Below are 13,221 nucleotides of genomic sequence, written 5' to 3'. Positions count from 1 at the left end.
GCCTCGAACACATGTCCACCGCGCCTCGTCTGGCTCCCGTGAAGAGCCGTCCCGCTCCCCGCACGCCCGACGCGCTCGGTGCCGAGCTCGTCGACCGCCTGCACGCCCGCGACGTCGACGGTCTGGTCGCCCTGTACGAGCCGTCGGCCGTCCTCGAGCTGCCCGACGGCTCGGTGGCGACGGGTCACGACGAGATCCGGGCGTTCTACGAGCGGACGCTCTCGAGGCACGCGGCCGTACGGGCGGGGGTTCAGCGCCGTCCCCTCGTGCAGGGCGACCTCGCGCTCACGACCACCGTGCTCCCGCGCAGCGCCGGGGCCGGTGGTGCGACGTGCGAGGTCGCACGCCGGCAGCCCGACGGCACGTGGCGGTGGATCATCGACCGCCCGAGCGTGCGGTGAGGCTCACCCGACGAAGCGATAGCCGAGACCGGGCTCGGTGATGAAGTACGCCGGGTGTGCCGGGTCGTCCTCGAGCTTGCGGCGGATCTGCGCGAGATACACCCGCAGATAGTGAGTCTCGCGCTCGTACGCGGGTCCCCACACCTCACGGAGCAGCTCGGCCTGCCGGACGAGTCGGCCCCTCCGGCGCAGCAGCGCAGCCACGATCCGCCACTCGGTGGGCGTGAGGTGAACCTCGACGCCGTCCTTCGTGGCGGTCCCGTCGTCGACATCCAGGACGAGGTCACCGACCGCGACACGTTCGGTCGACGACGGCGTGGGCGCGCCCCGGCGGACCGCGGCGCGCAGCCGCGCCAGCAGCTCCTCCATCCCGAACGGCTTCGTGACGTAGTCGTCGGCTCCGGCGTCGAGCGCCTCGACCTTGTCGTCGGACTCGTGCCGTGCCGACAGGACGACGATCGGGACCGCGCTGGCCGCACGGATCCGGCGGATCACCGCCACGCCGCCGAGGTCGGGGAGCCCGAGGTCCAGCAGCACGACGTCGGGCTCGCGCTCGGCCGCGATCTGCAGCGCGGACCGTCCGTCCCCGGCCGTCTCGACCTCGTAGTCGCGGGCACGCAGGTTGATCCGCAGGGTACGCAGGATCGCGGGGTCGTCGTCGACCGCCAGCACGAACGTCATCGCGTCTCCTCCTCGGGGGTCGCCGGGCTGCGCACCACGGCCTGGGGGAGCGTCAGGACGAACGTGAGTCCACCGCCCGGTGTCTCCTCCGCCTCCAACCTTCCCGACATCGCCTCGGTGAGGCCACGCGCCACAGCGAGCCCGAGGCCGACGCCGTCGCCCTGCGGGACGTCGCCGAGTCGCTGGAAGGGAGCGAAGAGGCGATCGAGGTCGGAGTCGTCCACGCCCGGGCCGTGGTCGACGACGCGGATACAGGTGCGCGGTGCGCCGTCGGACTCGACGTAGCCCGAGACCTGGACCAGGACACGGCTCGTGGTGTGCTTCAGCGCGTTCTCGCAGAGGTTGGCCAGCACCCGCTCGAGGAGCCCGGGGTCGGCGTAGGCGGGCGGGACGCCCTGCTCGCCCCGCACCTCCACGCGGTCGGCGTCGGCCAACGGGGCGACGGCGATCCGGGCCAGCTCGACCACGTCGACGTCGGTCGCGAGCACGGTGAGCGCGCCGGTGCGCAAGCGGCTCATGTCGAGGAGGTTCGCGACCAGCGCGTCGAGACGGTCCGCGGACTCCTCGATCGTCATCAACAGGTCTGCCTCGTCCTGCTCCGACCACGTGATGTCGTCGTTGCGCAGGCTCGTCACGGCTGCCTTGATCGCGGCCAGCGGACTCCGAAGGTCGTGGGAGACGGCGGCCAGCAGCGCCGTACGGGTCCGGTCCGCCTCGGCCAGCTCGTGGGCCCGCGCGTGCTCCTCGGCGGCGTGGGTGCGCTCGATCACGACGCCGGCGTGCGCCGCGTACGCCGTGACGAGCCGCCGGTCGGAGGCGTCGAGCGTGCGTCCCCGCAGGACGAGGAACGTCGACTCGTCGATCGGCACGTCCACGTCGGCGTCGGCCACACTCTCGGGGGCGTCGCCGTGCGCGACCGTCGTCGCCCAGCCGTCGCCGGTACGGGTGAGGATCGCCGCACCCCTCATCCCGAACACCTCGGTCGCCTGGGCGAGGAGGGCGGGCAGGCTCTCGCCGGCGCGCAGGAGGCTGTGCGAGAGCACCGAGAGGGCGTCGGCCTCCGCGGACGCGCGCCGCGCCTGCGCCGCACGGCCGGCGGCGAGGTCGACCACGGAGGCGACCGCGACCCCGACGACGACGAAGACCGCGATCACGGCGACGTACTGTCCCTGCGCGATCGTGAGCGTGTGGACGGGGGCGACGAAGAACCAGTTGAGAAGGATCGCCGACAGCACCGCCGCCAGCATGGCCGGGACCAGCCCGCCGACCAGCGCCACCACGACGACGACGCTCAGCATGAGCATCGACTCCAGCGTGAGGTCGTGGAGATCGTTGGTCGTGTAGAGCAGGAGGGCGGTCAGCGCCGGCGCGACCAGCGCGAGGACGTAGCCGAGGATCGTGCGCCCCCGCCCGAGGTCGGGGCGCCGGTCACGGTCGCGGGCACCACGCCGTGCCTCATCGTGGCTCACGATGTGCACGTCGATGTCGCCCGATCCCGCGATGACCCGCTCGCCGACACCGGGGCGGAACGCCGCCGACCACCGGGGTCGTCGGGACGCGCCTATGAGGATCTGGGAGGCGTTCTCGGCGCGGGCGAACTCGAGGAGACCGCCCGCGACGTCGTCCGCGACCACCGTGTGGAAGCTGCCTCCCATGTCGTGCACCATCGCGTGCTGGCGTGCGAGCTGGTCGGGGGACGTCCCCGAGAGGCCGTCGCGGCGGGTCACGTAGACCGCCATCCACTCGCCGCGGGTCGTCCGGCCGGCGATGAGCGCTGCTCGACGCAGGAGCGTCGGTGACTCGGGCCCGCCGGTCACGGCCACGACGATGCGTTCACGGGTGGGCCAGGTCGCGTCGATCCGGTGCTGCTGGCGATAGCGCGCCAGCCCCTCGTCGACCTGGTCGGCGACCCAGAGCAGGGCGAGCTCGCGCAGCGCCGACAGGTTGCCCTCGCGGAAGTAGCGGGAGAGCGCCGCGTCGACCTTGTCGGCGGCGTACACGTTGCCGTGGGCCAGACGTCGTCGCAGCGCCTGCGGGCTCATGTCGACGAGCTCGACCGCGTCGGCGCTGCGGACGACCTGGTCGGGGACGGTCTCGCGCTGGCGGATGCCGGTGATCGACTCGACGACGTCGTTGAGCGACTCGAGGTGCTGCACGTTGACGGTCGTCACGACGTCGATGCCGGCGTCGAGGAGCGCCTCGACGTCCTCCCACCGCTTGACGTGGCCGGCGCCGGCGACGTTGGTGTGCGCGAGCTCGTCGACCAGCGCGACCTCGGGGCGGCGGGCGAGCACCGCAGCGAGGTCCATCTCCTCGTACGTGGAGCCGCCGTAGGCGAGACGTTGTCGGGGGACGACCTCGAGGCCGTCGAGCTGCTCGGCTGTGCGTACCCGCCCGTGCGTGTCGACGTAGCCGACCACGACGTCGGTGCCGCGGGCGGCGCGGCGCTGTCCTTCGTCGAGCATCTTGTAGGTCTTGCCCACGCCAGGAGCGGCTCCGAGATAGACCCGGAGCCGCCCGCGGCGCGTGGGCGGGTGGTCCATGCCCGCCATCCTGTCAGCCCTTCGCGGCGTCGAGGATCGCAAGGTTGAGCAGCAGGACGTTGACGCCCTCCTCGCCGAGGAAGCCGAGCGTGCGCCCGGCGGTGTGCTCGGCGACGAGGTCACGCACGGTCGACGGCTCGAGGCCGTGGGCCTCGGCGACGCGCGCCACCTGGAGGTCGGCGTACGCGGTCGAGATGTGCGGGTCGAGCCCGGAGCCTGAGGCGGTGAGGGCGTCGGGCGGGACGTCGGACGGCGCGACACCCTCCTCCTCGGCGACGGCGGCCCTCCGCTCCTCGATCAGGGCGAGGAGGTCCGGGTTCGACGGGCCGAGGTTGCTGGCGGCGCTGGCGAGCCCGTCGTACTCGGTGGCCGACGGGCGGGTGTGGAACAGCGTCGGGTCGTCGAACGTCTGCCCGATGATCCGGGAACCGACAGGGCTGCCATCGACCTCGACGATCTGCCCGTTCGCCTGGTCATGAGCGACGACCAGGCCCACGGCCCAGACGGCGGCGGGATAGCCGATCCCGAGGATCACCGTGAGGACGAGCAGGATGCGCAACCCGGTGGCGGTCTGGCGCAGGAGTCCGGTGCCGAGCGGGACGCGGGCGGGTGCTGGGTCGGAGTCGCGGTCCGGGGAGGTGGTGGTCGTGGTGGTGGTCATGCGTGTGTCCTTCTATGGGCTCAGTCGTACGGGCTCAGAGTGCGGAGCCGAAGAGGCTCGCGAGGAGGAGGTCGATGATCTTGATCCCGAGGAAGGGCGCGATCAGGCCGCCGAGTCCGTAGACCAGGAGGTTGCGGCGCAGCAGCCCGGCCGCCGTGGTCACGCGGTACTTCACGCCCTTGAGCGACAGCGGGATCAGCGCGACGATGATGAGCGCGTTGAAGACGACCGCCGAGAGGATCGCCGACTCGGGGCTGTGCAGCCGCATGATGTCGAGACTCTCGAGGCTCGGGTACGCCGCGACGAACATCGCAGGGATGATCGCGAAGTACTTGGCGACGTCGTTCGCGACCGAGAAGGTCGTGAGCGCACCGCGCGTGATGAGCAGCTGCTTGCCGATCTCGACGATGTCGATGAGCTTCGTCGGGTCGGAGTCGAGGTCGACCATGTTGCCGGCCTCTTTGGCGGCCGACGTACCCGAGCTCATCGCGACGCCGACGTCGGCTGCGGCCAGCGCGGGGGCGTCGTTCGTGCCGTCACCCGTCATCGCGACCAGGCGGCCGCCGGCCTGCTCCTGACGGATGAAGGCCATCTTCTCCTCGGGCGTCGCCTCGGCGAGGACGTCGTCCACACCGGCCTCCGCGGCGATCGCCTTCGCGGTGATCGCGTTGTCGCCGGTCACCATGACCGTACGGATGCCCATCCGGCGCAGCTCGGCGAACCGTTCGGCCATGCCGGGCTTCACGACGTCCTTGAGGTGGACCACACCGAGGACCTGTCCCGCACCGTGCGGGGGACGGACGGCGACGACCAGCGGCGTGCCGCCGTCCGCGCTGATCCGCTCGACGGCCGACTCGACGCTGGGCGGCAGTGCGGTCTGGTCGAGCCAGGCGAGGACGGCCGACGCGGCGCCCTTGCGGACCACCGTCCTGTCGGCGAGGTCGACCCCGGACATGCGGGTCGATGCGGAGAACTCGACGACCTGCGCCCCGGCCGGGAGCGGCACGTCAGGAGCACCCTGCGTGAGGGCGAGCTCCACGATCGAACGACCTTCGGGCGTGGGGTCGGCGAGGCTCGAGAGCCGTGCCGTGTCCCGCAGGACCTCGCGGTCCAGACCCGCCTGCGGGACGAAGGACGTCGCGCGCCGGTTGCCGTACGTGATCGTGCCGGTCTTGTCGAGCAGCAGCGTGCCGACGTCGCCCGCGGCCTCGACCGCACGCCCCGACATCGCGAGGACGTTGACGCGGACGAGCCGGTCCATGCCGGCGATGCCGATCGCCGAGAGCAGCGCCCCGATCGTGGTCGGGATCAGGCAGACGAGCAGCGCGACGAGGACGAGCGTGCGTTGCGGCGCACCGGCGTAGTCGGCCATCGGCGCCAGCGTCGCCACGGCGAGCAGGAAGACGATCGTGAGGCTGGAGAGGAGGATCGTCAGCGCGTTCTCGTTGGGGGTCTTGCGCCTCGATGTGCCCTCCACAAGCGCGATCATCGTGTCGAGGAACGTGCTGCCGGGGGCCGCGGTGATCTTCACGACGATCCGGTCGGACAGCACGGTGGTGCCGCCGGTCACCGCAGATCGGTCTCCGCCGGCCTCGCGGATCACGGGTGCGGACTCGCCGGTGATCGCGGACTCGTCGACCGACGCGATGCCCTCGACGACGTCGCCGTCGCCGGGGATGACCTCGCCGGCCTCGACGACCACCCGGTCGCCGATCTTGAGGTCGGTGCCGGGCACCGCGGTCTCGGTGCCGTCGCGCTCGAGGCGGCGCGCGACGGTGTCCTTGCGGGCAGCGCGCAGCGACGCGGCCTGCGCCTTGCCGCGCCCTTCGGCGACGGCCTCGGCGAGGTTGCCGAAGATCACCGTCAACCACAGCCAGACCGCGATCGCGATCGTGAAGAAGTCGGGGTCGGCGAGCGCGAGGACGGTGGTGAGGACGGACCCGACGAGCACCACGAACATCACCGGGTTGCGCCACATGTGGCGCGGGTCGAGCTTGGCCAGGGCCGTGGGCACCTGGCTCACGAGCTGGGAGAGGGTCATGCGAGGGCCTCCGCAATCGGACCGAGGGCGAGCGCGGGGAAGTAGGTCAGCCCGGTCATCACGAGGATGACCCCGACCAGCAGGCCCGCGAACAGGGGAGTGTGGGTGGGAAGGGTGCCGGCGGTCGCGGGGACCTTCCCCTGGCGTGCCAGCGAGCCGGCCAGGGCGAGGACGAACAGGATCGGCACGAACCGGCCGAGCAGCATCGCCGCGGCGAGCATCAGCTGGAAGAACGTGGACGTGACCGTGATGCCGCCGAACGCGCTGCCGTTGTTGTTCGCCGCCGACGTGAAGGCGTAGACGACCTCGGAGAAGCCGTGGCCTCCCGGGTTGCCCATCGCCGCCGCGGTGCTGGGCAGCGCGATCGCGATCCCGACACCGACGAGGACGAGGGTCGGCGTGGTCAGCGTGTAGAGCGCGACGTAGCGCATCTCGGTCGACCGGATCTTCTTGCCGAGCAGCTCGGGCGTACGACCGACCATGAGGCCCGCGACGAAGACCGCGAGGATCGCCATCACGAGGACGCCGTAGATCCCGGCGCCGACACCGCCCGGCGTGACCTCGCCGAGCATCATGTTCACGAGGACGGCGCCGCCGCCGGTCGGCGTGTACGAGTCGTGGGCGGAGTTGACCGCGCCGGTGGACGTTCCGGTCGTCACCGTGGCGAAGAGGGCCGACGCCCATTCCCCGATCCTGGTCTCCTTGCCCTCCATCGCGGCGCCCGCAGCCTGGGCGGAGTCGCCGTGCGCGCCGACCTCGGCCCACGTGGTGATCGCGAGCGAGGTGAAGAAGAGGCCGGCCATCGCGCCCAGCACCGCGTACCCCTGCTTGCGGTTGCCGAGCATCGTGCCCAGCGTCCGGGTGAGGGCGACGGGGATCAGCAGCATGAGGAAGATCTCCAGCAGGTTCGAGAAGCCGTTCGGATTCTCGAAGGGGTGGGCCGAGTTGGCGTTGTAGAACCCTCCGCCGTTGGTGCCGAGCTCCTTGATCGCCTCCTGGCTCGCCGCCGGGCCGGTCGTGATCGTCTGCTGCCCACCGGTGATCGTGTCCACGACCTGGTCGGCACCGAAGCTCTGCACGGTGCCCGCGATCACGAGCAGCACGGCTCCGATGAAGGCGATCGGGAGGAGGACCCGCAGGCTCACGCGGACGAGATCGACCCAGAAGTTGCCGAGCTGGTCCGAACGGTTTCTCGTGAAACCACGGATGAGCGCGACGGCGACGGCGATGCCGACGGCAGCCGAGACGAAGTTCTGCACGGCGAGGCCGGCGGTCTGGGCCGTCCAGCCGAGCGTCGACTCACCGGCGTACGACTGCCAGTTCGTGTTGGCCACGAAGGAGGCGGCCGTGTTGAGTGCCATCTCCCACGGCATGCCGTCCATGTCGCGCGAGTACGGCAGGAAGGACTGCAGCACCAGCAGGAGAGAGAGGAGGACCAGGCTCACGACGGAGAACCCGATGACGGCGAGCGCGTACGCGCGGGTGCTCTGCGTCGCGTCCGGGTTGACGCCGGCGAGCCGGTACAGCGGGCGCTCGACGCGGCTGTGCCGCGGGCTCTCGAGCGTCCGGGCGATGTAGTCGCCGAGGGGTCGGTAGGCAAGGGCCAGCAGGCCGACCACGGTGAGCAGGCTCAGCACGCCTGCGAGACCGTCGCTCATCAGAACCGCTCCGGGTGGATGAGGGAGGCGACCAGATAGCCGATCAGAAGGGCCACCAGGGTGATCAGGAGGCCGGTGTCAAGACTCATGAGGTCGAGTCAACGTCGCCGTCTCGGCGATCGGTGCGGCCTTGACGTGACCTTGACCGGCGTTGACGCGATCTTGATGCGCGGCGCCACGGCGCCTCACCCGGCTGCCGACGGGACCTTGCGGGGTCCCTAATGTGGACGGCGTGCCTGTGACCGCCGACGACATCGAAGCCGCGTACGCACCCGTCTCGCGGGTCGCGATCCGGACCCCGCTCGAGCGCGCCACCCGGCTCGGCGAGCGGACGGGGGCCGACGTGTGGGTCAAGCGCGAGGACCTGCAGGCCGTTCGTTCGTACAAGCTGCGCGGCGCGTTCCACATGATCTCCCGCCTCACCGCCGAGGAGCGTGGACGTGGCCTCGTCGCCGCGAGCGCCGGCAACCACGCGCAGGGCGTCGCCTACGCGGCGCGGGCTCTCGGCGCCACCGCCCGCATCTACCTGCCCCGCACCACGCCGCGCCAGAAGCGCGAGCGCATCGCCGTCCTCGGTGGCGAGCACGTCGAGGTCATCGTCGGGGGCGACACGTACGACGCGGCGAGCGCGGCCGCGTCCGCCGATGCGGCGCGCAGCGGAGCCACCGTGGTCCCGGCCTTCGACCACCCGCACGTGATCGCGGGACAGGGCACCGTGGCCATGGAGGTCGTGACGCAGTACGAGGCGCAGGCGGCGTCGGGGTCCGCGCCGGACGTGGTCGTGGTCCCGGTCGGCGGCGGCGGCCTGATCGCGGGGATGGCGGCGTGGCTCGCCGCGCGCCACCCGCAGACCCGTGTCGTGGGGGTGGAGCCGTCAGGCGCGGCGAGCATGGCTGCCGCGGTGCAGCACGGTGGTCCGGTGACGTTGGACGAGGTGGACGCGTTCGTCGACGGCGCCGCGGTCCGGCGCGTGGGCGACCACGCCTATGCCGTGTTCGCGGCGCTGGCGCGCGACGGGCACCCGGTCGAGCTCGTGTCGGTGGACCCGGGGCGCGTGAGCGAGGAGATGCTCGACCTGTTCGAGGTCGATGGCGTAATCGCGGAGCCTGCGGGCGCGCTGGCGGCCGCGGCCCTGCGGCTCCCCGGAGTCGTGGCGCCGGGCGAGTCCGCCGTCGTCGTGGTGTCCGGCGGCAACCATGACGTGAGCCGCTACGCCGAGGTGATCGAGCGGGCACTCGTGTCCAAGGGCGTCAAGCACTACTGGCTCGTCGACTTCCCGCAGGAGCCGGGCGCGCTGCGTCGCTTCCTCGACGTGGTGCTGGGGCCGGACGACGACATCACGCTCTTCGAGTACGTGAAGCGGCACAACCGTGAGACGGGGCCGGCGCTCGTCGGCATCGAGCTCGGCTCGCCCGCAGAGCTGCCGGGGCTCGTCCAGCGCCTCGCGGAGTCGCCGCTGCGCGCCCAGAAGCTGTCGCCGGACGACCCGGCCTTCCAGTTCCTCGTCTGAGACGCGCCGCCACCCACCGCCCTGCCTGGAACTATGTTCCAGGCACGACACCCGTTGACCCCTGCACGCCCTTCGAGACGTGTGCAGGCAGGTTGACGGCGATCCGCGCGCGCCCCTACGCTGTCTGAAACAGCGTTCCATTTTGTGGAACGTCCGGGTGGAAGGATGCTCACGGATGTCGGACGGCCCGCTCACCGGACTTCGCGTCATCGACGCGTCGTCGATCCTCGCAGGACCGCTCTGCTGCCAGATCCTCGGCGACTTCGGTGCCGAGGTGATCAAGATCGAGCACCCCGAGCGCGGCGACAGCATGCGAGGGCACGGCGAGAGCAAGGACGGCGTGCCGCTGTGGTGGAAGGAGATCTCGCGCAACAAGCGCACGATCGGCCTGAGCCTCTCGGCACGCGAGGGCGCCGAGGTGTTCGAGCGGCTGGTCGCGACCGCCGACGTCGTCGTCGAGAACTTCCGCCCCGGCACGCTGGAGCGCTGGGGCATCGGTCCCGAGCGGCTCCTCGAGATCAACCCGGGGCTGATCCTCACCCGCATCACCGGGTTCGGGCAGACCGGTCCGTACGCGTCGCGCGCGGGCTTCGGCACGCTCGCCGAGGCGATGAGCGGCTTCGCGCACCTCACGGGTCAGCCTGACGGTCCGCCCACCCTCCCGGCCTTCGGGCTCGCCGACTCGATCTGCGGCATCGCCGCGTCGTCGGCGGTTTCGATGGCGCTGCTCGAGCGCGAGCGCAACGGCGGTCGTGGCCAGGTGATCGACCTCAGCCTGCTCGAGCCGATCATGGCGGCCGTCGGCCCCGGACCCACCGTCTTCCAGCAGCTGGGCACCGTCGGCCGCAGGAACGGCAACCGCTCGCACCACAACTCCCCACGCAATACCTACCAGACCAAGGACGGGCACTGGGTCGCGATCTCCACCAGCGCCCAAGCGATCGCCGAGCGCGTGCTCCGGCTGGTCGGACACCCCGAGGTGCTGGACGAGCCGTGGTTCGCCTCCGGCCACAGCCGCGCCGAGCACGCGGACCTGCTCGACGGCTACGTCGGCGGGTGGATCGGTGCACGCACCCGCGACGAGGTCGTCACGGCGTTCACCGAGGCCGGTGCCGCCGTGGCGCCGATCTACTCGGCGAAGGACCTCGCCGAGGACGTCCACGTCCGCGAGACCGAGATGCTCGTCGAGGTCGACGACGCCGACCTCGGTCCCGTCCTGCAGCACAACGTCATGTGGCGCATGTCCGAGACCGCAGGTCGGATCCGCTTCACCGGACGTTCCCCGGGCGCCGACACCGACGCCATCTTGTGCGACGAGCTCGGCGTCGACGCCGACCACGTCGCCGAACTCCGTAGCCGCGGCGTCGTGCGATGACGCCGCGCCCCGTACTCGACGAGGAGCACATGACCACCACTCCAGGCACCGCCTCGACCACCGACCGCCTGCTCGACGTGCTGCAGAGCGGCGTCCGGGTCATCGACCTCGGCCGTCAGCTGACTGTGGGCATGCCGCAGTCGCCGAACCACCCCGCCTACTGGCACGCCCACCCGCGTCGCCATGGCGACATGGTGCGCGCGGACGGCGGGTCGGCGGCCAACGACATCATCTCGATGGGCACCCACGTCGGCACCCACATCGACGCGCTCGTGCACGTGTCGCAAGACGGCAAGCTCTACGGCGACATCGACGTCGCCGACGCACTCGAGGGCGGTCGCTACGTCGAGCTCGGTGCGCACACGATCGCCCCGATGGTGCGTCGTGGGGTGCTCCTCGACGTGCCGCGGACCGTGGGCGTCGGACGGCTGGAGCCTGGCTACGAGATCACGGTCGCCGACCTCGAGGCGACCGTCGCGGCGCAGCAGACGCCGATCAACGAGGGCGACGTCGTGCTCGTGCGCAGCGGCTGGGGGCAGCACTTCGACTCCGGCGACGGCGCGATGTACCGCGGTCTGGACGCCGGCGTGCCGGGAGTGGGTGCGGCGGGCGCGCAGTGGCTCGCCGATCACAAGGTGCACGCCACCGGCGCCGACACCATCGCGTACGAGTGCCTGCCGCCGGGTGCCGGGCACGCCACGCTGCCGGCGCACCGCGTCCTGCTCGTGCAGAACGGCATCTACATCATCGAGGCGATGGACCTCGAGCAGCTTGCCGCCGAGCAGGTCACGAGCTTCATGTTCGTGCTCGCCCCGCTGCCGCTGTTCGGTGCGACCGGGTCCCCCGTACGCCCGCTGGCGGTGGTCGGTCGTGACTGAGGCGCCGGCACGACCCGCGCAGGCCACGCCCGCGCAGGCGACGACCGAAGCCGAGACGCTCGGCCAGGAGATCGCGCGCTTCGCCGTCTCGGCAGCACGCGACAGCATCCCCGCCGCGGTGACCGCGAGCGCGAAGCAGCGGATCCTCGACGTCCTCGGGCTCTGCGTCGCCGCGCACCGGCTCGACACCAGCGCCGCGATCGTGGCGTACGTCGCCGACCAGGGCGGCCACGCGCAGGCGAGCGCCGTCGGTGTGCCCGATCGCGTCACGGCCGCGCAGGCCGCGCTCGTCAACGGCGTCCTCGCGCACTCCCTCGACTACGACGACACCCACCTGCCGTCCGTGCTGCACCCCAGCGCGAGCGTCGTCCCGGCGACGCTCGCCGCGGCCGAGCACGCCGGCGCCGACGGGGCGCTCGCCGTCCGTGCGGCCGCGGTCGGGATCGAGGTGGCCGTCCGTCTCGGCATGGCCGGCTACGACCACGAGCTCGGCAACTCCGTCTTCTTCGAGCACGGCCAGCACGCCACCTCGATCACCGGGGCGATGGGCAGCGCCGTGGCGGCCTCGCTCGCGTACGGGGCCGACGAGCAGGGCGTCCTCGACGCACTCGGCATCGCGGCGTCGATGGCGGCGGGCATCATCGAGGCCAACCGCACCGGTGGCACCGTCAAGCGCCTGCACTGCGGGTTCGCCGCCCAGGCCGGCGTGAGCGCGGCGCAGCTCGTCCGGCACGGCTTCACCGGACCGCCGACGGTCATCGAGGGACGCTTCGGCTTCCTCGAGGCGTGGCTGCACGGCAGCCGCCCCAACCTGGACGCGGTCACCGAGGGGCTCGGGACGAGCTGGGCGGTCCCGGACATCTTCTTCAAGCCGTACCCGGCCAACCACTTCACGCACACCTCCGTCGACGCCGGGCTCGCGCTGCGCGCCCGTGGCGTGCGCCCCGAAGACGTCGCGAGCATCACGATCGGTGCACCCACCGCGGTGATCCGGACGATCGGTGCGCCGCTGGAGACCAAGCGTGCTCCGCAGACCGGCTACCAGGCGCAGTTCAGCGGCCCGTACGCGGTCGTCGCCGGCCTGCTCGGCGGTGGCGGTCTGGGCACCGGCCTCGACGACTACACCGACGCGCTCGCCCAGGACCCGGTGCGCCGTGCCCTGATGGCGAAGGTCGACGTCGTGCCGGACGCACGGTGCGACGCGATCTATCCGCACCAGTTCCCCGCCGTCGTGACCGTGACGACGACGTCCGGCGAGACGCTGGTCGAGGAGGTCCTCACCAACCGGGGCGGCCCGGCCCGCCCGCTGACCGGCGACGAGCTGGCCCGCAAGTTCCGTGACAACGTCGAGGGTCGCCTCGACGAAGACGCCGCGAACCGCGTACGCGCGCTCGTGGAGACGCTCGACGAGCAGCCTGCCGTCGCGTCCGTCCTGCAGCCCCTGACCGCCCTAACCTTCTCCTCGTGAGACGA

Annotated in this window: 11 protein-coding genes; 5 read left to right on the top strand and 6 right to left on the bottom strand. The window is 71.7% G+C overall.

Annotated elements, in window-relative coordinates; all coding sequences use genetic code 11:
- Positions 1 to 11 precede the first annotated feature (11 nt).
- Positions 12 to 401, top strand: coding sequence for a nuclear transport factor 2 family protein (locus H4N58_RS19395; protein WP_167000470.1), 390 nt, complete (start codon positions 12 to 14; stop codon positions 399 to 401).
- A 3-nt stretch (positions 402 to 404) separates the two neighbouring features.
- Here the strand turns inward: H4N58_RS19395 and H4N58_RS19390 are convergent, their stop codons facing one another.
- From H4N58_RS19390 to kdpF, 6 genes are read right to left on the bottom strand one after another with little or no spacing between them, the layout of a single operon-like run.
- The gene (locus H4N58_RS19390; RefSeq protein WP_167000469.1) at positions 405 to 1,082 is read right to left on the bottom strand and encodes a response regulator; all 678 of its coding nucleotides are present in this window, start codon (positions 1,080 to 1,082) and stop codon (positions 405 to 407) included.
- Positions 1,079 to 3,625 carry an ATP-binding protein gene (locus H4N58_RS19385; protein WP_243845058.1) on the bottom strand — a complete coding sequence of 849 codons (2,547 nt, stop codon included), beginning with the start codon at positions 3,623 to 3,625 and terminating at the stop codon, positions 1,079 to 1,081. The genes H4N58_RS19390 and H4N58_RS19385 overlap by 4 nt, the downstream gene beginning before the upstream one ends.
- Before the next feature lie 13 nt (positions 3,626 to 3,638).
- A complete protein-coding gene (gene kdpC, locus H4N58_RS19380) occupies positions 3,639 to 4,286 on the bottom strand; it encodes a potassium-transporting ATPase subunit KdpC (protein WP_167249763.1) in 648 nt (215 codons plus the stop codon).
- Positions 4,287 to 4,320: 34 nt separating this feature from the next.
- Positions 4,321 to 6,327 carry a potassium-transporting ATPase subunit KdpB gene (gene kdpB, locus H4N58_RS19375; protein WP_167249765.1) on the bottom strand — a complete coding sequence of 669 codons (2,007 nt, stop codon included), beginning with the start codon at positions 6,325 to 6,327 and terminating at the stop codon, positions 4,321 to 4,323.
- Entirely contained in the window at positions 6,324 to 7,985 is a 1,662-nt protein-coding gene (gene kdpA / locus H4N58_RS19370; protein WP_167000461.1) for a potassium-transporting ATPase subunit KdpA, read from the bottom strand. The genes kdpB and kdpA overlap by 4 nt, the downstream gene beginning before the upstream one ends.
- Entirely contained in the window at positions 7,985 to 8,074 is a 90-nt protein-coding gene (gene kdpF / locus H4N58_RS19365; RefSeq protein WP_167000460.1) for a K(+)-transporting ATPase subunit F, read from the bottom strand. The genes kdpA and kdpF overlap by 1 nt, the downstream gene beginning before the upstream one ends.
- A gap of 143 nt (positions 8,075 to 8,217) precedes the next feature.
- Between kdpF and ilvA the strand changes: the two genes are divergently transcribed.
- The 4 genes from ilvA to H4N58_RS19345 all read left to right on the top strand — a co-directional run bounded on the left by ilvA (position 8,218) and on the right by H4N58_RS19345 (position 13,216).
- The gene (gene ilvA, locus H4N58_RS19360) at positions 8,218 to 9,495 is read left to right on the top strand and encodes a threonine ammonia-lyase IlvA (protein ID WP_243845059.1); all 1,278 of its coding nucleotides are present in this window, start codon (positions 8,218 to 8,220) and stop codon (positions 9,493 to 9,495) included.
- A 175-nt stretch (positions 9,496 to 9,670) separates the two neighbouring features.
- Positions 9,671 to 10,870, top strand: coding sequence for a CaiB/BaiF CoA-transferase family protein (locus H4N58_RS19355; protein WP_167000458.1), 1,200 nt, complete (start codon positions 9,671 to 9,673; stop codon positions 10,868 to 10,870).
- A 29-nt stretch (positions 10,871 to 10,899) separates the two neighbouring features.
- The gene (locus tag H4N58_RS19350) at positions 10,900 to 11,748 is read left to right on the top strand and encodes a cyclase family protein (RefSeq protein ID WP_167000456.1); all 849 of its coding nucleotides are present in this window, start codon (positions 10,900 to 10,902) and stop codon (positions 11,746 to 11,748) included.
- Positions 11,741 to 13,216 carry an MmgE/PrpD family protein gene (locus H4N58_RS19345; protein ID WP_182397118.1) on the top strand — a complete coding sequence of 492 codons (1,476 nt, stop codon included), beginning with the start codon at positions 11,741 to 11,743 and terminating at the stop codon, positions 13,214 to 13,216. Before H4N58_RS19350 ends, H4N58_RS19345 begins: the two co-directional genes overlap by 8 nt.
- The last annotated feature ends 5 nt before the right edge of the window (positions 13,217 to 13,221 follow it).

The sequence above is a fragment of the Mumia sp. ZJ1417 genome (genome assembly GCF_014127285.1).
In the GTDB taxonomy this organism is placed as follows: Bacteria; Actinomycetota; Actinomycetes; order Propionibacteriales; family Nocardioidaceae; genus Mumia.
Note: the sequence above shows the minus strand (reverse complement) of the source record. Positions and strands in the feature narration are given on the sequence as shown.

Bases quoted from the DNA above. Each gene is read 5' to 3' on its own strand.
- H4N58_RS19385 (WP_243845058.1), bottom strand. From the start codon at position 3,625: ATGGACCACCCGCCCACGCGCCGCGGGCGGCTCCGGGTCTATCTCGGA.
- kdpF (WP_167000460.1), bottom strand. From the start codon at position 8,074: ATGAGTCTTGACACCGGCCTCCTGATCACCCTGGTGGCCCTTCTGATC.
- H4N58_RS19355 (WP_167000458.1), top strand. From the start codon at position 9,671: ATGTCGGACGGCCCGCTCACCGGACTTCGCGTCATCGACGCGTCGTCG.
- H4N58_RS19390 (WP_167000469.1), bottom strand. From the start codon at position 1,082: ATGACGTTCGTGCTGGCGGTCGACGACGACCCCGCGATCCTGCGTACC.
- H4N58_RS19395 (WP_167000470.1), top strand. From the start codon at position 12: ATGTCCACCGCGCCTCGTCTGGCTCCCGTGAAGAGCCGTCCCGCTCCC.
- kdpA (WP_167000461.1), bottom strand. From the start codon at position 7,985: ATGAGCGACGGTCTCGCAGGCGTGCTGAGCCTGCTCACCGTGGTCGGC.
- kdpC (WP_167249763.1), bottom strand. From the start codon at position 4,286: ATGACCACCACCACGACCACCACCTCCCCGGACCGCGACTCCGACCCA.
- kdpB (WP_167249765.1), bottom strand. From the start codon at position 6,327: ATGACCCTCTCCCAGCTCGTGAGCCAGGTGCCCACGGCCCTGGCCAAG.
- H4N58_RS19350 (WP_167000456.1), top strand. From the start codon at position 10,900: ATGACCACCACTCCAGGCACCGCCTCGACCACCGACCGCCTGCTCGAC.